21 protein-coding genes are annotated in these 21,213 nt (G+C 38.2%); 6 read left to right on the top strand and 15 right to left on the bottom strand.

Translation table 11 applies throughout. From position 1 onward, the window contains the following. Positions 1 to 217 precede the first annotated feature (217 nt). Positions 218 to 1,813 carry a sigma-54 interaction domain-containing protein gene (locus tag DRF61_RS19885; protein WP_111960333.1) on the top strand — a complete coding sequence of 532 codons (1,596 nt, stop codon included), beginning with the start codon at positions 218 to 220 and terminating at the stop codon, positions 1,811 to 1,813. 20 nt (positions 1,814 to 1,833) lie between these two features. Here DRF61_RS19885 and DRF61_RS19880 read toward each other — a convergent pair whose 3' ends face one another. The 14 genes from DRF61_RS19880 to DRF61_RS19815 form a co-directional block, all read right to left on the bottom strand. After that, positions 1,834 to 2,460, bottom strand: coding sequence for a TMEM175 family protein (locus DRF61_RS19880; protein WP_111960345.1), 627 nt, complete (start codon positions 2,458 to 2,460; stop codon positions 1,834 to 1,836). A 115-nt stretch (positions 2,461 to 2,575) separates the two neighbouring features. After that, complete coding sequence (locus DRF61_RS19875; RefSeq protein WP_111960331.1) at positions 2,576 to 3,928, bottom strand: sigma-54-dependent transcriptional regulator; 1,353 nt, start codon at positions 3,926 to 3,928, stop codon at positions 2,576 to 2,578. Positions 3,929 to 3,949: 21 nt separating this feature from the next. Continuing rightward, on the bottom strand, positions 3,950 to 6,220 hold the full coding sequence (locus tag DRF61_RS19870) for a histidine kinase dimerization/phosphoacceptor domain -containing protein (protein WP_111960329.1): 2,271 nt from the start codon (positions 6,218 to 6,220) through the stop codon (positions 3,950 to 3,952). Between the two features lie 46 nt (positions 6,221 to 6,266). After that, entirely contained in the window at positions 6,267 to 6,932 is a 666-nt protein-coding gene (locus DRF61_RS19865; protein ID WP_111960327.1) for a YoaK family protein, read from the bottom strand. 6 nt (positions 6,933 to 6,938) lie between these two features. Further along, positions 6,939 to 7,412, bottom strand: coding sequence for a Dps family protein (locus DRF61_RS19860; RefSeq protein ID WP_111960325.1), 474 nt, complete (start codon positions 7,410 to 7,412; stop codon positions 6,939 to 6,941). A 1-nt stretch (position 7,413) separates the two neighbouring features. Continuing rightward, positions 7,414 to 7,839 (bottom strand): DoxX family protein, encoded by a 426-nt coding sequence (locus tag DRF61_RS19855; protein WP_111960323.1) that lies wholly within the window; start codon positions 7,837 to 7,839, stop codon positions 7,414 to 7,416. A 12-nt stretch (positions 7,840 to 7,851) separates the two neighbouring features. After that, entirely contained in the window at positions 7,852 to 9,741 is a 1,890-nt protein-coding gene (locus DRF61_RS19850; RefSeq protein ID WP_111960321.1) for an amidohydrolase, read from the bottom strand. Positions 9,742 to 9,746: 5 nt separating this feature from the next. After that, positions 9,747 to 10,493 (bottom strand): M17 family peptidase N-terminal domain-containing protein, encoded by a 747-nt coding sequence (locus DRF61_RS19845; RefSeq protein WP_111960319.1) that lies wholly within the window; start codon positions 10,491 to 10,493, stop codon positions 9,747 to 9,749. Between the two features lie 21 nt (positions 10,494 to 10,514). Next, positions 10,515 to 11,903: an alginate export family protein gene (locus tag DRF61_RS19840; protein ID WP_111960317.1), complete on the bottom strand. Its 1,389-nt coding sequence runs from the start codon at positions 11,901 to 11,903 to the stop codon at positions 10,515 to 10,517. A 20-nt stretch (positions 11,904 to 11,923) separates the two neighbouring features. Then, positions 11,924 to 12,556: a hydrolase gene (locus tag DRF61_RS19835; RefSeq protein ID WP_111960315.1), complete on the bottom strand. Its 633-nt coding sequence runs from the start codon at positions 12,554 to 12,556 to the stop codon at positions 11,924 to 11,926. Positions 12,557 to 12,618: 62 nt separating this feature from the next. Then, positions 12,619 to 13,542, bottom strand: a complete 924-nt coding sequence (locus DRF61_RS19830) for an alpha/beta fold hydrolase (protein ID WP_228452545.1) — start codon at positions 13,540 to 13,542, stop codon at positions 12,619 to 12,621. A gap of 178 nt (positions 13,543 to 13,720) precedes the next feature. Next, complete coding sequence (locus DRF61_RS19825; RefSeq protein WP_111960313.1) at positions 13,721 to 14,209, bottom strand: MaoC family dehydratase; 489 nt, start codon at positions 14,207 to 14,209, stop codon at positions 13,721 to 13,723. A 50-nt stretch (positions 14,210 to 14,259) separates the two neighbouring features. Next, positions 14,260 to 15,081, bottom strand: coding sequence for an alpha/beta fold hydrolase (locus DRF61_RS19820; protein WP_111960311.1), 822 nt, complete (start codon positions 15,079 to 15,081; stop codon positions 14,260 to 14,262). Positions 15,082 to 15,397: 316 nt separating this feature from the next. Next, positions 15,398 to 16,150, bottom strand: coding sequence for an SDR family NAD(P)-dependent oxidoreductase (locus tag DRF61_RS19815; protein WP_111960309.1), 753 nt, complete (start codon positions 16,148 to 16,150; stop codon positions 15,398 to 15,400). A gap of 392 nt (positions 16,151 to 16,542) precedes the next feature. Here DRF61_RS19815 and DRF61_RS19810 point away from each other — a divergent pair, with 392 nt between their 5' ends. The 5 genes from DRF61_RS19810 to DRF61_RS19790 all read left to right on the top strand — a co-directional run bounded on the left by DRF61_RS19810 (position 16,543) and on the right by DRF61_RS19790 (position 20,779). Continuing rightward, positions 16,543 to 16,899 (top strand): winged helix-turn-helix transcriptional regulator, encoded by a 357-nt coding sequence (locus DRF61_RS19810; RefSeq protein ID WP_111960307.1) that lies wholly within the window; start codon positions 16,543 to 16,545, stop codon positions 16,897 to 16,899. Between the two features lie 198 nt (positions 16,900 to 17,097). Next, the gene (locus tag DRF61_RS19805; RefSeq protein WP_111960305.1) at positions 17,098 to 17,853 is read left to right on the top strand and encodes an alpha/beta hydrolase; all 756 of its coding nucleotides are present in this window, start codon (positions 17,098 to 17,100) and stop codon (positions 17,851 to 17,853) included. A 3-nt stretch (positions 17,854 to 17,856) separates the two neighbouring features. Then, positions 17,857 to 18,768, top strand: a complete 912-nt coding sequence (locus tag DRF61_RS19800) for a helix-turn-helix domain-containing protein (RefSeq protein ID WP_111960303.1) — start codon at positions 17,857 to 17,859, stop codon at positions 18,766 to 18,768. Between the two features lie 213 nt (positions 18,769 to 18,981). Continuing rightward, positions 18,982 to 19,875: a helix-turn-helix domain-containing protein gene (locus tag DRF61_RS19795; protein ID WP_111960301.1), complete on the top strand. Its 894-nt coding sequence runs from the start codon at positions 18,982 to 18,984 to the stop codon at positions 19,873 to 19,875. Between the two features lie 157 nt (positions 19,876 to 20,032). Further along, a complete protein-coding gene (locus tag DRF61_RS19790; protein WP_111960299.1) occupies positions 20,033 to 20,779 on the top strand; it encodes a glucose 1-dehydrogenase in 747 nt (248 codons plus the stop codon). Positions 20,780 to 20,817: 38 nt separating this feature from the next. Here DRF61_RS19790 and DRF61_RS19785 read toward each other — a convergent pair whose 3' ends face one another. Further along, on the bottom strand, positions 20,818 to 21,033 hold the full coding sequence (locus DRF61_RS19785) for a helix-turn-helix domain-containing protein (RefSeq protein WP_202974509.1): 216 nt from the start codon (positions 21,031 to 21,033) through the stop codon (positions 20,818 to 20,820). Between the last annotated feature and the right edge of the window lie 180 nt (positions 21,034 to 21,213).

Below are 21,213 nucleotides of genomic sequence, written 5' to 3'. Positions count from 1 at the left end.
TCTATACACAGCTAAGGAATTTCTAAACTTTTTCAGGAGGGTTTAAAAAGGGTTTTCATTATACATCTATAAAAACGTACAGATGATTTACTTTAAAAAGATTTACAGGGATAAACTTTTCATAAAAACCTGTGCTTAAAAATTATATTAATTAATCTATACTATTCCAAAATAGTACTGTTTTCTCTATCTTTATCCTTTCAATCAATAGATCTTTATGAATAAACAGTCTGATCAAAATGTTGATGTAATGAGGGCCCGGCTTCAGGAAATGCAGAAGGATCATCTGGTGATTTTATCTATTAATACTGCCTTTGCCAAAGTTTTAGATAAAAAACATTTCAGCATTGTATTAAATCAATCCTTTAAAAATGAATTTCTATGTGATGGCATTATGGTCCTTACAGCAAAGGATCATAAGCAGCAGATTTTTTACAGTTCATTAATTACCGGAGCCTATGATGATAGCCCTTCCGATTCACTGGATATTTGTTTTGAGCAATGCATGCAATCGCCGGAACCTGTTACTTTTTACCTTAAGGATTTCTCTGAAAGGAAAGCATCAGTACCGTATTTTACCCTTGCAAAAAAACTGGGAATGCATATGGCTGTGGGATTTTGCTTACCATCTGTAGGAGATCATAAAACCGTGATTTTCCTTTTGTATAAAAATTTCACTGAATTCAATGGCCGGTTAGAAAGGCTATTGAGAGGCATCTCTACGCAGCTGTCAATTACCATCAGAAACATTCTGTTCTCGGAAATGCTGGATACTTTTCATACTTCAGCATCCGATTCTCAAAAAGATATAAAGCCTGTCAGAAAAGATGAGGTAAGGAATCAAGAAGGGTTTAACGGAATCATTGGAAATAGCGAAGCCATGCAGCATATTTATGAGCAAATCTCCCAGGTAGCTTCTTCATTATCCAGTGTGATCATCTATGGCGAGACCGGAACGGGAAAAGAGCTGATAGCACAGGCTATCCATGAACTCTCCTCTTCGTCTCATCACTCAATGATCAGGATTAACTGCGCATCCATTCCTGCCAATCTTATAGAAAGTGAACTTTTCGGACACGAAAAAGGCAGTTTTACAGGTGCTACGGAGCAGCGTAAGGGGAAATTTGAACAAGCGAATAACAGCACTATTTTCCTGGATGAAATTGGGGAGCTCCCTTTAGCTCTTCAGGGAAGATTACTGAGAGTTTTACAGGAGAGAGAAATTGAAAGAATCGGCGGGAATAACACCATTAAAGTCAATGTCAGGATTATTGCTGCCACCAACCGGATTCTGGAAAAAGAGATTGCTGAAGGGAGATTCAGGAGTGATCTGTTCTATCGTCTTAATGTTTTCCCCATTCATTTGCCTGCATTGCGGGACAGAAAAGAAGATATCCCGCTACTGGCCGATTATTTTCTGAAAAAAATCAATCTGAAAACAGGCAAAAAAATCAATGGATTTTCTCAAAAAGTAATCCATGCAATGAGTGAAAATGCATGGCCGGGAAATATCCGTGAGCTCGAAAACATGATCGAAAGAAGTATTCTTACGGCAAAAGACAGTACCATCAGAAAAATGGATTTACCGGAGATTTTCGGACAAAAAACAGCTGATCAGGATTTTCAGATTAAAACATTACACCAGATGGAAAAAGAGCATATCCTAAAGACCGTTGAAAAATGTAAGGGACGAATTTTTGGGCCACAGGGAGCGGCTTTATTATTAGGATTACCGGCTACCACATTGATTTCAAAAATGCAAAAATTAGGAATACAGAAAGGGCATTTTTTTAATAAGAGCAATGAAACTTAAAATTACTGTGAAACCGCTAATCATTCTGATTCCTTCATACTCATTTCAATTTTCCCTGAAGATAAAGCCCAGAAGATCCACAAGCCTAAAATCATTATTAAGGAAACCGCAGGAATCCAAAACGAGAACATCAATGCAATGAGATAGATGGGAAAACCATAAAGGTAATTATTGCGGATTTTTTTAATCGCAGCATTCGTAATTCCCGGACGCAAAAGCTTTTTATTGCGGCTGGCTACAAACCAAAGCACATTATAGGCAAAATTGATCAGAACAAAAGTTCCCGTATATATGGCTACAACCATAGAAGATGCCTCCCCATTGAAATATCTGGCCAGCAAAGCGGTAGGATAAGAAACTGCAGAAACTAAAAAGAGAATCAGCCCGTTGGCAAACATAATAGCCGAATTACGGCTGTAGATCTGTTTGAAAATCTTATGATGATTCACCCACATTATAAAAATGCTGAAAAAAGAAAGGATAAAGGCTAAAAATACAGGCCATTGACTCTTCATAAAGGTGAAAAGATCATTCCCGTTTTTTATTACATGTTCTTCCGGTAAGTGAAGATCCAAAACCAGCAGTGTTACGGCAATCGCAAAAACAGCATCACTGAATCCTTCTATTCTGACGGTTTCTTTTTCCATATTGTTGGCCATTTTTTAAACTTAATTAGGTTGAAAATTGCATGAAAAATGCTTCACTTATCCATAAGTGACTTCAACAAGATTAAATGTGTAAATTATTTTTCTTTATTCAGGTTTATTTATACCCTTTATCAATTCCCAGCTTCTTCATTTTAGAATAAAGTGTTTGAGGCTGCATTTTCAGTAATTCAGCAGCTCCTCCTATTCCAGAAACTTTCCCACCGGAATTTTGCAGGGCATTCAGAATATGATCTCTTTCCATTTCCTCCATCGATTTTAACTGGCCCTGAGGTTGATCAGAAGGCTTTTCTATGATATTGGGAAGGTCAAAATTTTCAATTTCCGCTGTTTTTGCCAGGAGAACACTTCTTTCTATAAGATGTTCCAATTCCCTTATATTTCCCGGCCAGTTGTAGTTATGCAGCTGATCTAAAGCTTTTGCACTTATCGAAGTAATATTTCGTCTTGAAGCTGATGCATATTTGGTCAGGAAAAAATGAGCTAACAATTCAATATCTTCTTTTCGTTCTCTTAATGGCGGCAGTTCTATGGGGAAAACATTTAACCGGTAATATAAATCCAGCCTGAATCTTCCTTCCGCTACTTCTTTTTCTAAAGACCGGTTGGTTGCCGCCACAATCCTGACATTAACTTTAATGGTTTTATTTCCACCCAATCTTTCGATTTCTTTTTCCTGCAGCACACGCAGGAGTTTTACCTGTGAGTCTAAGGGTAATTCACCGATTTCATCCAGAAAAATAGTTCCTCCGTCTGCCTGTTCAAACTTCCCGATTCTCATGGCATTGGCTCCTGTAAAGCTTCCTTTTTCATGACCGAAAAGTTCAGATTCAATGAGAGAATGAGGCAATGCTGCACAGTTCACCACCACAATAGGCTGATCCTTTCGTTCTGAAAGTTCGTGTACAGAATGGGCTACTTTTTCTTTTCCGGTTCCGCTTTCTCCCACCACAAGTACGGAAGTATGGGTAGGTGCAACCACTCTTATTTTTTCAATAACATCCTGAAGGGAATTGCTTTTTCCGATAATTCCTTCAATGATACCATGATCACTGGTTTTCACAAACCCTCCTCCTTCCTCAATGCCGAAACGGTATTTGGCAATATCAAGCATGACGATCAGATCCCGCTCACGGAAAGGTTTAACCATAAATCCATAAGGCTGGGTTTCTTTTACCGCTTCCAGCGTTGACTGGTTGGTATTGGCCGAAATGTATAGAAATGGCAGGTTGATTTCACGCAACTCCCAGGCAAGATCTATTCCTGTAAGATCGCCTTTGAGCATGATATCAAGAAGGACCCAATTGGGTTTATTTTCTGCGATTAATTTCCTGGCCTGAACTACCGAAGAGGCAATTCCGGTGATCTGGTAACCTGCTTTTATCAGCATGATCTTTAGATCATTGGCCACGATGAATTCGTCTTCTACAATTAAAATTTTTTCTTTCATTCTGATTTAAATTTCAACGTCTTATTTTGAAATATCAATTTCTGTTTTTTTCCTAAATGTGATGATGATCTTTAAACCATTTTTATTTTCCAGGAGAAAAGTTCCGTCGAGCTGGTCAGTTAATCCTCTCATGAGATTCATGCCTAGAGATTCGCTTTCATCAATGTTAAAGTCTTCCGGAAGCCCTACTCCGTTATCGGAAACAATCAATTCGAAATCGTCTTTTCCGATACTTTTAAAAGTGACGATAACCTCTCCTTTCCGGTTTTCAGGAAATGCATATTTAACGGTATTATTGATCGCTTCGTTGACAATGAGTCCCATGGGTACAGCCTGCGAAACGTCCAGAAAAACCTTGTCAATATCCATCGTAAAGCTGACCTTCTTTTCTGATGAATAGCATTCTCTGATGTAACTGATCAATTCATAAATATACCACGACATATCTATCATTGACAGGTTATCCGACTGATACAGTTTCTGATGAATCAAAGACATGGCGTGCATCCTGTGCTGGCTATTCTGAATGGCCATTAAAGCATCTTCATTCTCCAGGTACGCTGACTGTGTATTCAAAAGGCTGATCACGATCTGCAGGTTGTTCTTTACCCTGTGATGAATTTCCTTCAGCAGCCATTCTTTTTCGGACAGCAGTTTTTTCAGCTGCTCATTCTGTTCATCGATCTGCTTACGTTTCAGCTCAAGCGTTTTATTGGCATTACTTTTCAGTCTTGACCGGTTGTAAAGCAAGGCTGCAAAAATAATCAGCACCAGAATGCTTCCTATAAAAATGTACTTTACAAAAGTATCATTGGTAATCTGAATTTCCTGAACTTTTCCTTTCTGGGTAAGCAATTGGATGTTTTTATCTTTCTGATCTGTTTCAAACTGGATTTTCAGGCTGTTGATCTGTTTGCTTTTTTCGCCGTTAAAAACAGAATCTGAGAGCTTTTTATACAGCTGGTAATGTTCAATTGCGTCAAGATATTTTCCCCGGGCAGAATCTGCTTTAAACCAAATCAAATGATTTTCAGAACGCAGCATATCATTCCCGTTTTTTTTGGCTATTGAATCAAAAAGCTTTGCTTCACGATACATTGCATTATAATTCCTGGTCTGGTAATGATAAAAAACAAAGCTTCTCAACAATGAAATCTGCTTGTTATTCTTCTCTCCGTTTTCACCATAATAATTCACCAGTATTTTATAATACATTTCAGCATTACTGAACTTTTTAAGAATGGTATACGTACTGAAGAGAATATAATTTTCTGTCATTTCAAATTCCTGGTCTGTAATCGGATACCGGGCTTTATATTCTTTTATCATGGCAATCGCTTCCTCAAATTTCTTTTGTCTGATCAACATAGTAGAAATATTGTTGGCCACTGTGCGTACATATGAATTATCATTGTTTTTTTTTGCAACAGCTAATGCTTTTTTCCAATATTTTATGGCGTCGTCATTTTGGCGCAAATAATAGTAAACCATTCCTGTATGATTGTATATAGAACTCATCTGCAAAGAATTATCATTAAGACTTTCGGCCGTTTTTTCAGCTAAAAGTCCGTAGCGTAAAGCCTCCTCGTAATCTGCCTTCTGAACTTCAGCCTGAGAAAGGAAATTATAAACACCCTGCAATTCTTTAAATTTAACCGATTGATAAACGGATAAAGCTTCTTTAAGCAATGGTATCGACTTATCCGGATTTTCCATTATGTTATACAGCTCACCCAGATCTTTTAAAACAGATCCCTGCTTCAGCTTTGCTCCTGAATTTTTATAAAGCATAAGAGCTTTCTCTTTAAGCTTTATTTTGATATCGATATTTTTGGGATCATTATCATACATAAAAGAAAGCTCCTCATATCCTTCTCCTGCCTGTTCGGTCATTTTATGGGTTTCAAAATAATTGACAGCCTGTTTCATTTTTGAAAAGGCAACTGTTTTATTCCCTCTTTCTTTATCGATCTTTGCCTCCAGAAACATTGATTTTCCTTTGTTCAGCTTATCTCCGGTTTTTACACTCAGCAGGTTTGCTTCCCTGTTAAGGATGGCCGCACTGTCGAGATCTTTTTTCACTTCTCCCTGTTTGGTTATATAAAAATCGCTCAATCTCAGCAATAAGGCTGTTTTCTGCGTATCATTTTTTGAAGAAGAGATCTGCTTTCTCAACAGCACAGGATTTTCCCTGGTTTGAGCTCTTAATGAGATACTTAAAAACAATAAAACCAATGAAAAATAAAATATCTTTAGTGGATTTCTATTAATAAAATAAAGGATAAAATTCATTTTTTAAAGATAATTCATTCTTCAATTATTTACCAGTCTTTACAGACTAAATTTTACGGTGATAAAGATAGCAGATGATCATTGCCAACCCCGGTAAAGCCAGTGTTACAAGACCGAACTGTTTCCCTGCAAAAGCCCCTAAAAAACATCCGGTCAAAAAACCTAAAATAGTAACCAGTTGTTTTTTTAAACTGGCCAGGGCATCCACATCATTAAAACCGTTTTTCATTAAATTTCCAACGTCTAAAGATGCCTGGGTGACATTTCCGGTCATCATCGTAGTGGGCCCGTGCGTTTCTTTAGCATATAATTTTCCGAAAGCATTCTGCAGTCCCATCGCAAAAACAGCGACCATAGCAACGGCATACATCATCCATTCTGTAAAAATACCGGCATAGCTCAGTATGGCTACGGTAATTCCACTTAATAATAGCAAAAGTCCTTCGCAAAACAGAATGGTATAGTGATTCGTCACCCTATAAGCAATCCGCCCTCCTGTGATGACCGCCAGGATAAATACGGGAAAAGTAAGCAGCTTTACCCATGCGTGAACATCGGAACCTTTCACCAACTGATAGGCAAATACAATAAAGTTTCCCGTAACGTGCGCTGAAAAAACAGCATCCGCCGATACAAAAGTTACGGTATCACAATATCCCGCGATCATGGTTAAAAGTAAGGTGACAAAGCCTATATTATTTTTTACTTCCATCCTTTTTTATTTTAAATGTGAACGCAGCATCCAAGCCATTTTTTCGTGGGTTTCCAATAATCCGGTGATATAATCGCTGGTTCCTGCATCATGAAATTCAACAGCGAAGTTTTCAATATGTTCACGAAGATGAATCAAAATACTTTCATGATCAGAAAGGAGTTCTTTCATATAGGTGAGGCTGTCGTTCGATTCCAAGTGATGCTCAGACAAATGAGTCAAGGCAAGATATTCTCTTAACGTAGCCGGTGCATAATGTCCCAATGTTCTGATTCTTTCGGCAAGATTATCGATAATCTCATCCAGCTGCCCGTATTGAGCCTCAAAAAACAGATGTTTGTTGTAGAAATCTGCTCCTTCCACATTCCAGTGGGCTTTTTTTGTTTTGGTATAGAGTACAAATTCATCTGCTAATGTCTGAACCAATACCTCAGCGACTTTCGCTAAGTTTTCATTTTTTATTCCTATTGAAGTTTTCATTTTAAAGTAGATTTAATAAATAATAATCGAGTGAATATTTTCCTGCTCCCAGAGCAAGAATTAACAGTAAAGACAAGGTGTACATATAAGGTACATCCCGCACTTCGGGAGAATCTTTTCTGTGAACGATGAAATAGCCGATCGCCGTTACGCCAATTGTGGGTAATATGGCGAGTCTGGTTCCCAGACCTAAAATGATTAAAAAAGGAACAACCAAATCGGCATACGAAGCCACCAAAGCATTCATTTTTTCCGGAAGTCCGAGAGGATTGGGAATAATTTCTTTCTGCCCGTTTTCCAGCCTGAACTTTTTCAGTCCGTGAACTCTGAATAACTGAATGGCAAAGAGTACCCGGAAGATCAGAAAAGCAAAATCATTATAGGATGATCCTAAATCGGACGCAAGGATCTGTTTCAAAATTTCCATAATTTTCAATGTTTAAAAGGCAAAACAGGAGCATCCCAACGCACCCCAGAATGAATGGTAATTATTAACAGGGACAGAACTCATTCTTGCTGCATCGTGGCTGTGATGATGTATATCGCAGCTTCCGGCACAGCTGTGCACCTGTGAAGTCAGAGGGGCTTTTAAGTCTACTTTTGCATTTTTTTCAATATCTTTCTGTACATGTCCGCCCACAGGATAATAACCATTGTACAAATTGATCGGTGACCAGTCCGGAAGAACAGGGATGGACGGTGGTGCGAATGAAGAAAAGTCTCCTTTTGCATAGACAATTTTACCGTTCACAATAGTCATCTCCGATTCTATATTTTTGATTTCTTCATCTTCTATCGTGAAGTAATCCTTATCAAGCACTGCCAGATCAGCAAACATTCCTACCCGGATATCTCCTTTTTTCTGCTGTTCCTGAGAAAACCATGCACTTCCCCTGGTATACAATTCCAGGGCAACTGCTCTGTCCAGCCTTGTTTCGTGATACAGCTGAAGTCCGCCAACCGTTTTTCCCACAGTAAGCCAATACATAGACATCCAGGGATTGTAACTACTGACTCTTGTTGCGTCTGAACCACCACCAACAGGCACTTCCATTTCAAGCATTTTCTTTATGGGAGGAGTATTTTCTGCCGCTGCTGAACCGTAACGGTCTGTAAAGTATTCTCCCTGGTAAGCCATTCTGCTTTGGATGGCAATTCCGCCGCCGAGCATTTTTACTCTTTCAATATTTCTTTCATCAATGGTTTCAGCGTGATCAAAAATCCACGGAAGCCCGTTGAAAGGAATATCCTGGTTTACCTTTTCGAAAACATTTAAGAATCTTGTGATGCTTTCATTATAAGTGGCATGAAGTCTGAAAGGCCACCGGTTTTCCACTAATAATCGGACTACTTTTTCGAGGTCAGCTTCCATATTTTCGGGAAGGTCCGGTCTTGGCTGTAAGAAATCCTCGAAATCTGCGGCAGAGAAAACCAACATTTCTCCGGCACCGTTATGACGGTACATATCATCACCCTGATAAAGCTTTACGGTGTCAATCCATTCGCTGAAATCTTCAAACTCATTCTTTGGTTTTTGAGTAAATAAATTATAGGCAATCCTTACCGTTAACTGTTTATTTTCATTCAGTTCATTGACCACCTGATAATCATCCGGGAAATTTTGAAAACCACCACCTGCATCTATGACACTTGTGATCCCAAACCGGTTCAGCTCTTTCATAAAATGTCTGGTAGAATTTACCTGATGTTCATAGGATAATTTTGGACCTTTTGCCAATGTTGAATATAAAATCATTGCATTGGGTGTCGCAATAATAAGCCCTGTCGGTTCGCCATTTGAATCTCGTTCAATATGACCGCCCGGAGGTGCCGGAGTATTTTTGGTATACCCAACTGCTTTTAGTGCTGCTCTGTTCATTAATGCCCTGTCATATAAATGCAGGATAAAAACAGGGGTTTCCGGGGCAATCGCATTGATTTCTTCTAACGTAGGCATTCTTCTTTCCGCAAACTGAAACTCTGACCATCCGCCCACAACACGTACCCATTGGGGTGAAGGCGTGCGGTCAACCTGCTCCTTAAGCATGCGGAGAGCGTCGGCTAACGAAGGAACACCATCCCATCTTAATTCAAGATTATAATTCAATCCTCCCCGGATCAGGTGAATATGGGAATCATTAATTCCAGGAACGACTCTTTTCTTTTTAAGATCAATAATCTCTGTGGCTGCATCTGCAAACTGGTCTACCAACCCGTCATTTCCCAGAGCAATAATTTCACCTTCCTTCATGGCAACAGCTGAAATATCCGTTATTTCTTTACTGAAGCTGTGAATCTTTCCGTTATATAAAATAAGGTCTGCTTTCATAGGAATTATTGGGCATTCAGTTTTGAAACAGCTTCTTTAATTCCTTCTCCTGCAACATTGAAAAACGACGGACCTGCAAGCAATATCAGTTTCTGTAACTCCAATTTTTCAGATAAATGCTGGGTATTTAAATATGACTGTGTACGGTAGGCATCAAATGCTCCTAAAACCACATTTCCTGCAACCAAAGCTGTGGGAGAATCTATTCCGGCATCTTTAATATCGCTGGCAAAAGAAACCGTTTTTACGTTCAGCCTCAAAGCTTCTCTCATTGCAACGCTTCCTACTTTTTTCATTAATCCGGCATCGAAAGAATTTCTGTCGCCCAATCCTATCAGTAACAGTTTCTTAGAGGCTAAACTTCCTTTCGGTGGCGTTATGAGTAATGTTTCCAAAGCATAGCCTTTGAACTGACCTTTTTTTCTGACTTCTGTAATGATTCCTTTTAATGCTTCATCCAGGTGAACCATTCCGTTCAGTTCGGCAGGAAGTGCAGGGGGATTGAAAATATCACCTTCCGTATACTCGAAAACGCAAGCAATCTGAAGGTCTGCCACAGCTGCAGATGGTCCCTGTACAAGACCAACAACAGAAACCCCGTCTACTTTCCCCCACGTGGTGGTGGCTCCTACCGCTGCTTTTGTTTCAGTTAATGTCTGCGCTGAAACAAACTGGATTCCTGAACTTGTAAGAATCAATGCGGCAAAAACCGCTTTGGACCAATTAAAATATTTTGATATTGAATTTTGCATAATAAATGATTTTAGTAATGATTAAAATTTGAATCCTAACCGGATATTGTAGAAGACGCCACTTTTAGCATCAGGAATAATATCTTCAATAAAAGCTCCTTTTCTGAAGTACTGAATTCCGCTCACCAAAGAGAAATAACGATTAAAACTGTAGGTAAAATTGGTTAAATAGGCTGTTCCGATATATCTTTTATCAGAACTGCTGCCTGGCCGATTGAGCACCCCACTTGGTCTGTACACCCCATCCTGAAGAGCATACCGCCAGTTGAAAACAACATCCATCTGCATTTTGAGTTTAGAAGTTAAGTCCAGGGTTACATAAGGATGAATATCTATAAGATTCACCGGTCCGATCTGTGGGCTGAAGCCGAAATATCCGCCTTTTGGATAGAGAGGATTAAATGTCTGAAGCTTTCCATCATCTTTCGAGTGATCTCCGGAAATGTAATCGTTCCTCAGGTTGATGCTGGGTCTGAATCTTACATTTTCAAACAGATAGCCAATATCCACGGAACCTGTCCAGGCACTGATATCCTGATCTCCAAAACTTCCAAACTGATACGCTGCTTCAAGATTATAGATCAATCCGCCACCATATTTCCAAAATCTTCCTCCGATCGTGTGGCGCTTTTCTTTTGCCGCTCCAGCTTCAAAAACGGATTCGTCTCTTCGTATCCCGATATAATACAGATCAAGGTTTCCGGCTTGCGGAAAAATTATTTTAGAATAAGCGCCCCACAGATTGAGCTGTTTTGAAATCTTATTATCAAAAATTCCTGCATTGATACTATCTGCCATCATGGCAAAAGCATCTACAAAAACATTCTTATGGGAATACATTATTTTAGCTCCGGTAAAAGAAAGTCTTGCATTGGGACCTTCTCTTACAGAGATTAATCTTCCCGAACCATAGTCAAGTTCCTGCCGGCCCAGCCTGAAAGTCAGTTTCTGAGCTGTTTTATTGATCAGGTTAACATCAATAAAAAGGTTTTGAATGCTTAACTGATCTTCATCAATACCTCTTGATCCGTTTTTTCTTCCGTTCTGTAAAGCACTTCTGATCTGTGAAAACACCCTGATATTTTCTCCCAAATGCATATCTGCTTGAAGATCATACCGCTGCAGAAAAAAGTTGTTGTGTCCTATATCCAGTCTTCCCCAATCTTCATTGTTGAAATCTACATATTCATAGCGTGCCTCGCCTCCAAAAGACAGATAGCTATCTTTCTTTTCATTAAGGGGAAGAAATTTTATCCTGTTATAAAAAGTATCTGAAGAATCTTTTAAATATTCATAATTCTCATCGTAACGCAGGAGCTTGAAACTCTGGGCAGATAAGTTTTCAGAAAATAAAAAGAGCAGAAAGATGACCGTTTTTAAAGACCATATGTAATGTGCAGATCTCAACATTGAAAATTTTTATATAAATATTAATGGTTCAGCATATGATGAGCATAATGAATTCCCAATCCATAAGAACCCCCATATTTTTTCATTAAATCAGTCACAGGAATATAGGTTTCCTGACGTGCCCAATCTCTCTGAAGCTCTAAAATATACTGGATGGAGGTCATTGGTTTTACTCCTGCATGAATCATTCTCTGAATTGCTCTTTCGTGGGCTTCATCACTTACATCACCACAGGCATCAGTAATAACATACACATCATAATTTTCTTCAAGAGCAGACAAGGCAGGCCCTACGATGCATACACCGGTCCATAATCCTGCGAAAACCAACTTCTGTTTCTGAGTGGCTACAATTGCTTTATAAGCTGCTTCATCTTCCCATGTATTCATTGTTGTTCTGTCAATGTATCCTGAAGTTGCCATAGGATATGCTTCTTCGATTTCAGGAAATACCGGACCTGAAAAGCTTTCTTCGGCTACCGTTGTTACAATTGTCGGTACATTAAATATTTTGGACGCTCCGCAGACTACAGCGACATTATTACGCAGTTCATTCATTGAGATGCTTTTCGTAGCGAATGCCATTTGACCTTCAAAATCGATCAATACAAGCGTATGATTATCCGGAGAAAGTAATTTGGTTGATGGTTTCATAAAATTTATTTGTTTGTTATTATGTATTTATTCGGGTTAAGCGGAATAAGTTTTGACCGTACTTATTGTTTCAAAAACTTGATGAATTCTGCATTAAACTTATCTTTTTCTTCCAGGAATGAAGCATGTCCGCTTTTGTCAAAAGGAACCAATTGAGATCCTGAAATAGCTTTATGCATTTGTTCCGCCAATGCAAAAGACACGATTTTGTCTTCTTTCGCGTGGAGAATTAAAGTGGGGATTTTAATTTTTGGAAGATCGCCGCGCAGATCTTCATCTCTTAAAGCAATTAGTGCCTGTTCCATTGCATATGGGGACGACTGCATTTCGATACCGCCTAGCCAGGCTCCAATTCCGGGAGAAACAGAAGTCGGGGAATACACAAATTTTTCACCGATGGCTGCCAATAATGCAGGTCTGTCTGTATTGTTTAATTCAACCCACTTCGAGATGTCTTCTTTGGTAAAAAACGGATAAGGATAATCAGCTTTTTTAGTATGGCAGGGAGCTGCCGCTGAAAACAAGGCCAATTTGCTTACATGGGCACTGTTATATTTTGCCACATAATGCAGGGCAATCGCACCTCCCATGGAATGTCCGCCCAGGGTAGCATCATTAATGTCTAATTGATCAAGAACGGCTTTGATATCGGCCGCAAATTGATCATAATTGTATTTTCCATAAGGTTTATCGGACTGTCCGAAACCTCTCAGGGTAATTCCGATTACCCGGTAACCTTCTTTTACCAGAGCATGGTATTGATATTCCCACGAAGCGTCACTCAAAGGATAGCCGTGGATCAGAATAACCGGTTTTCCTTCGCCCAGATCGGTAACATGCAGTTTTACATTGGGCTCAACTTCGATATATTCAGCTCTTGCTGTAGCTGTTTTTTCAGTGCTTTTTTCCGATTTATCTTTCGTGTTGCACGAAACGAATAATGTGGTTAATACAATAACCGCACTGATCATTGGTTTAATTTTCATGATATAAAGTATTTAGAGATGTATTAAAAAAATCACATCTGGCGAATAAGTATTGTGATGATTGATAGAGATTTCTTCAAATCCGCTACTCCATGCTCAAGAGATGATGCCCTTGTGAAAAATGAGGCAGAGGATTTGAAAAAAACATCAGCTATTAACTGTTGTAATAGGTTGTAATTTATCGCTTCAATAAGTATTTATGCTGACCTTCCAGTACAAGTTCTGATTTCTGGTTGTATACCGTTACTTTGGTCGTCACAATCCCTTTATCTCCCTGCGGACTCAAATCCATAATCGTGAGCGAAGAATATAAGGTATCTCCGGAATGAACCTCCTTCAGGAAATTACATGAAAGTTCCAAAAAGCTGATGAAAACCTTCCCGAAATAATGCGGCAGCAAGGTTGCCCCCGGCGCAGTAAAGGCCAAAACCTGTAAACCATGAACTACTGGTGCCTCATGCCCTTGTCTTTTGGCATATTCTGCATCATAATGTATGGGATGGTTATCACATGATACGGTTTGAAAAGCTGAAGCATGAGCATCTGTCAATGTTCTGCTTGGAGCTCTGAATACCTCGCCTACTGCCAGTTCATCGAAACTGCGAGCCGGTACAATTGAAAAATCTTCAGGATTAAATGCTGGTTGTTTGGTATTTGAATTTTCCATAAAAACTTTCTGAATTAGAATAAATTACTATTTCACACCCAATAAAAAGCTTACTTTTTTATAAATGCCAGTATATCATTATTAATGGTTTCTGCTTCCGTAGTTGGCATTCCGTGGGGGAATCCCGGATAAGTAATCAATGTGCCGTTTTTCAGCAATTTGGCAGATTTTACACCCGCATTCTGATAAGGCACAATCTGGTCATCTTCTCCGTGTAACACTAAAACAGGAATTTCAACAGACTTTAAATCTTCCGTAAAATCGGTTTCTGAAAATGCTTTTACACATTCATAATGGGCAAGGATACTTCCCATCATTCCCTGTCTCCACCAATTTCTCTGCACCCCTTCTTTTATCACAGCACCTTCTCTGTTGTATCCGTAAAAAGGAATCGTCAAATCGATATAAAACTGCTGTCTGTTGGTAAGAGTTTGTTTTCTGATGTCGTCGAAAACTTCCATGGGAACCCCATCAGGATTATTTTCACTTTTTACCATCACAGGCGGAACAGCACTGATTAAAACTGCTTTGGCAACTCTGTCTTTGCCATATTTGTTGACGTAACGGATCACCTCACCTCCTCCGGTTGAGTGTCCTACGTGGATCGCATCTTTTAAATCCAGATATTCTGTCAGTTCAGCAACATCGGCAGCATAAGTTTCCATCTCGTGTCCGGTAGTAGTCTGGCTTGAACGTCCGTGCCCTCTTCTGTCGAAGGCGATTACCCGATATCCCTTTTGCAGGAAGAACATGATCTGGGCATCCCAGTCATCAGATGACAAAGGCCATCCATGGTGAAACACAACAGGCTGTCCTGTTCCAAAATCTTTGTAAAAAATTTCTGTTCCGTCTTTTAATTTTAGTGTACTCATTGTTGTAGATTATTTTTGATTGATAATTAAATTCACAAACATTAATTACAAGAAGCGCACTAGAAATATAAAACCTTGTAATTCAAATATTTAAAAACATACCAAATAAAAATAAACTACGATATATCGTAGTTTTATGAGACTATTATTTAAACATCAGAAAAAATCAGGATCAGTAAATACGTAATTGAATACCCATAAGCCAATGTGCATAGATATTTTTCACTGGAAATAAAAATCATTACGGAACTAAATTTAAAAATTTAGTTCCGTAATGATTTCCTTGGCTATCGCGCTTAAAGCTATCTTTTTTGAATTATTTAGCCAGATAGGTCATCCCTCCATCAACAAGAAGTTCAGCCCCAAGCATGAATGAAGAATCATCAGAGGCCAGGAATACCGCGGTTTTACCAATGTCAGATGGCTGGCCTATTCTGCCTGTTGGCATTACACTTGCAAAGTGTGCTTTTATACCTTCGATTTGTTCTGCAGGAACAAACTTTTCAAATGCAGGTGTATCTGTTGTACCCGGTGTTATTACATTTGCTCTGATCTTTCTTTCTAAAAGATCGTTTGAAAATCCTTTTGCAAAAAAGATTACGGCTGCTTTTGCAGCACCATAAAGCGTAAAATTCGCATATGCCCGATGTGCAGCATTTGACCCGATCAAAATAATAGAACTACCATCATTCATATAAGGCAATGCTTTTTGAACAGTGAAGTAAACACTTTTCAGGTTCAGATCAATTGTTTTGTCAAAGTCGGTTTCACTTAAATTTGCCACAGTTCCTACAGCTCCAGCACCCGCATTGACTACAACCACATCTATTTTACCAAATTTTTCTGCAGTTGCTGCAAACACTCTTTCCAGGTCGGCAATATTGGTTACGTCGGCATTGATACCTATAAAATTATCGCCAAGCTTAGCCACAGCATTATTTAAAGTGTCATGATTTCTGCCTACAATAGCACCAACAGCTCCTTCATTTTTAAATGCTTCTGCAATACCAAACCCGATACCGCTATTGCCACCTGTAATCACGGCAACCTTATTTTTTAATTTATCCATTATTTCTTTTATTTAATGTTTGAGCAACAAAGGTAGATCAACCAAGTTATTTTTAGTAACTTTGTACTGAAAAATAACAGTAACACAGAGGTAACACAGTAACATTGTAACGCATCAGATTAAAGATTTTCAACAGGAAAACAAGAAAAAAGGTTCGGTACAAGTTTAATGGGATACGAAGGGAGGTATAGTTTTCTCCGTACCTGAAAAAACTGAGAACAGCATGTTGAAAAAGACATCCGGACAGTATTAATACCTCAATGAAAGGGGATAAAAAATCTGTATTGCATTAAACAACAAGGATTTCGACTTTTCATTTAAACAAAAGTAAATTTCAGCTTTGTACAGATAAATAATAAATAACAATAACATACAGTATAACTAATTAATAAATGAAGTGTGCAATAACAGAATTCCAGCAGGAACAAAAGAAAAGAATGAGATCCGTTCAGGATGCCATGGATGCGTTGAGCGGAAAATGGAAGATCGCTATTATCTCGTCGATCTGCTGCTACGGTAAAAGAAGATTTTCAGACATTCTGAATGATGTTGAAGGTGTTTCCAACAGAATGCTGAGCAAAGAATTGAAAGAACTGGAACTCAACCAGCTGGTCAAAAGAACAGTTTTACCAACACAACCTATAACAGTTGAATATGAATTGACAGAACACGGCAATACGCTGCAAAGGATTATCAGCGAACTTTCAGATTGGGGAACTGTACATCGGAATAAAATTATCGGAAAATAATGTTCGTTACTTGTTATTTTCCAAGTAGCGTATCAAAATATAGATAAAGGAGCCATAATGTGAACACAAAATTTGTACTCTGCCAAATCTGTTGACACTTATGATCAACAGGCATTTTGACTAAAACAAAGTGCAATCAGGCTAAATTGCTTCCTACATTACTGCGTAAATTTGCTTTAAGAATTAAACAATAAAAAGATGAGAGCAGCAATTTTTATACTGACAAGCATGATGTTTTCCATGATGGTATTTGGCCAGCATCATCAGCCCCGGACTTTTTTATTTGTTCCGGGTGCCTGGGATGGCGGTTGGGATTATGCTAAGATAGATTCTATCTTAGGCAAAAAAGGAGATATTGTCTATCGTCCCACTTTAACAGGTCTGGGAGAGAGAGTTCATCTATCGAATGCAAACATAAATCTTACAACTTACGTTACAGATATCGTAAATGTGATCAGGTTCGAGAACCTGCATAACGTTATCCTTGTTGGCCACAGTTATGGAGGAATGGTTATCTCCGGGGTAGCAGAACAGGTCCCCGACCGTATCAGCAACCTGATTTATTTGGATGCTATGGTTCCTAACGATGGTGAAAGCGCCAAAGATGTCTGTGGGGATCTATGGGATAAAGTGATGGTTCCGTTTATAAAGGATACTGTTATGCTTTATCCATTCGGTCCAGCAAAAAATATTTATCCCACCGATGTCCCCCAGCCATTAAAAACTTTTACTGAACCTTTGAAGATAAGGAATCCATTGGTGAAAAATATCCCGGCTGTTTATATCTCAATGACAAAAAATGGCAAACCTGCGAATGAAAAAATGGGGTACAGCAGAGCAAAAGCAAGGAACTGGAAAATTTATAACCTGGAAGGTGGTCATTACGCTATGCGTGAACAGCCCGAAAACCTCGTGAAAAAACTTGAAGAGGTTCTACAGGATCAAAATCGTTAAATTATGGAAAACAATCTGCCCCTCAGGATCGAAACCGTCAGTAAATATCATAAGGTGATGGGACTTCCCAATCCTGAGCATCCCCTGATCAGTGTTATAGATTATAGTGCCGTTATAATGCCTTGTATGGCGAATGTCAGTCTGATCTTTGATTTTTATACTGTGTTACTTGACCGGGATTTCAGAGGCAGGATGAAATACGGACAGCAGCAAAGTGATTTTGAGCAGGGTGTCCTGTTTATGATGTCTCCAAACCAAGTGTTTGAAATTGATGTAGAAGAAATAACAAACCGTTCAGGGCTATTATTGCTCATCCATCCTGATCTATTGTGGAACACATCTTTATCAAAAAGGATAAGGGAATATGAATTTTTTGATTATTCTATTAATGAAGCATTATTTCTTTCAGACAAAGAAGAGGAGTCTATTGTCAGGATATTTCAGGATATTGCAATCGAATATCAGCACAAAATCGATAAGTTCAGCCAGACAGTCATTATTGCTCAATTAAAGTTGCTTCTAACCTATACGGATAGGTTTTATCAGCGTCAGTTTATCACACGTCAGAAGAGCAATCATCAAATTTTAAGCCGTCTGGAAGATCTGCTTTCGAGCTATTTTAACAGTGATAACTTAGTGATAGAGGGTATTCCAACTGTACAGTACGTTGCTGGGAAACTTAATATTTCACCGAAATATTTAAGCAGTTTGCTGCGCGTGCTGACAGGACGAAATACTCAGCAGCATATCCATGACAAATTGATCGAAAAAGCCAAAGAAAAACTATCTACTACAAATTTGACGGTAAGTGAAATTGCGTATGAACTGGGTTTTGAACATTTGCAGTCATTCAGTAAATTATTTAAGGCCAAGACAAAAGTTTCGCCTCTGAATTTCAGACAGTCGTTTAGCTAAATACCTGCCCTCTTTCAGGTTATTTGGATCGCATTCCACCGTTAGAGGATCGGGCCATCCTATAATTTTGCTTTTAAGACTCTTAAAAACATATCTTTCTTCAACAAATAAATAATTTGACAAAAGTTTAAAGATGTGTGCAAAAATTGCATTCAAAATGATCATCTTCATTGACCTATTAATTTAATAACTATTTATACAATTATTTTTCCAATGGACCCATACTCGATTAAAAATATCATCACATTTCGTGAACTAAAATGGAATTATACCGAGGACTTTTTATTTCTGACCGATATACCTGAGTCTTTTGAACCATTTATCCTGACACCTGATTATTTCTCATATGGAATCATTAATAAAGGGCAACTTGTTGTGGAACTTGATGGAGAATTACTTCATATAGATAATAAGAAGCGTTCTTTTTTCATATATCGCCCTCATCAGAATCTCAAGATCGTTGAAATTTCTCCTGGTACACAAGGTGCTTTTGTCCTGTTTAATAAAAAATTTATCCAAACCCTTGATAATCATTTTTTATCCATAACAGAAAAAACTTTTCTTGAACGCCGTTTCGGGACATATTATAGTTTAAAGTCTAAAGATTTCAATCGCTTACAAGATCTCTTTTCAAAGATCTTTGATCTCCTTTCCTTTATAAATTCGGAACTGTGGGAGCAAACGGCTAAGAACTTGATGTTAGTTCTTATCAGTGAGACCGATCTGGTAATAAGTAAATATAGACCTTCATCCAAACAATTCACTTTTAATAGAAGTCATCATCTTGTAGAAAGCTTTATGCGGTTGGTCAGTGAAAACTATCTGCATGAACAAAATCTTGACTATTATGCATTTCAGCTTAATATCACTGTAAATTATCTGCATAAAATCGTGCAAAACTCTCTGAACATTACTCCCAGCAAAATAATACAAAATGCAATATTAGACCAGTCTATCCTATTACTTAAGAATTCTGATAATAACATTGGCGAAATTGCAGAAAAATTATCATTCAAAGATATTTACTCATTCAGTAAGTTCTTTAAAAAAAATATGAATGTTTCTCCAAAAAAGTATCGAAATCAACTGGCAGCAGAATTACAATAGTAGAGAATTAGGTAAATAATGTAAAGATTTGGACATTTCAAATCCTGTTGATTTTTGGTAATATTGATTTTTATGTTGATATGAAAGCATGATCGAATTTTAGAACGGACCATGGTGTTATGCATATCAATATTTTTATTAATCAAATGAAATCAATATGAAAAGATTAAATGGCAAAGTGGCCATCATTACAGGTGGCTCACAGGGCATGGGAGAATCCCATGTAAGAACCTTCGTAGCTGAAGGTGCGAAAGTGATCTTTACTGACCTTAATGAAGAGAAAGGCCAAAAGATCGCAAATGAATTAGGAGAGAATGCTGTTTTTGTAAAACAAGATGTTACCAGTGTAGAGGACTGGAAAAAAGTAATATCAGAGGCGGAAAGTAGATTTGGACCGGTCAATGTCCTGGTAAACAATGCAGGAATACTTGGACCCATAAAAACGATAACCGAAATTTCTGAGGAAGAATATCAGAAAGTTGTTGACATCAATCAAAATGGTGTCTTTTACGGAATGAAATATACAATCCCATCAATGCAGAAAGCTGGTATAGGTTCCATTATCAACATTTCATCAATAGCAGGGATCATTGCAATTCCAGGCTATCCCAGCTTAGCATATATGGGAAGTAAGTTTGCTGTACGTGGAATGACCAAAGCTGCTGCAGTTGAGTATGGGAAGGAAAATATCCGCGCCAACTCAGTACATCCTGGCTACATAAAGACACCAATGATGGTAGAAGCTACAGACGAAGATGGCAGTGGCGCTGCCGATGCTATTCCATTGGGAAGGATGGCGGATGCAAAAGAGGTAAGCGACCTTGTTATATTCCTCGCTTCCGACGAATCTTCTTTTCTTACTGGTACAGAACAGATTATTGATGGCGGAATGAGTATCCAATAGAATAAATATTTATAATCATTAAAAAAGGATTAATTATTTTAATCCTTTTTTTTCAATTTAAGACTTCGATATTCCAATGGCGTTTGTCCTGTTCTGGCTTTAAAGTATCTCCCGAAAAAAGAGGCATTGGAAAAATGAAACTCATCAGCAACTTGTGCAATAGTTAGGTTTGAGCTTTTCAACATTCCTTTAACTGCCATTAACACGATTTCATCAATCCATTCTCCTGCAGTTTTTCCACTTGTGTCCTTCAACACATGAAAAGTCTTCTTCCCATCACAAAATATCCCCGGAAACAATTAATGAATTGTATACCGACAGTGCAGGATAATTTTTAATCATAATTATTTTAGATTGCGATAAAGAAAGAGATTTTAATATTAATGCTCCTTCTTCAACTAATATTTCTCTAACATTATGAAAAAATATGCTTT

It is taken from the genome of Chryseobacterium lathyri (genome assembly GCF_003290185.1).
In the GTDB taxonomy this organism is placed as follows: Bacteria; Bacteroidota; Bacteroidia; order Flavobacteriales; family Weeksellaceae; genus Chryseobacterium; species Chryseobacterium lathyri.
This window is presented reverse-complemented; position numbering and strand designations above follow the sequence as displayed.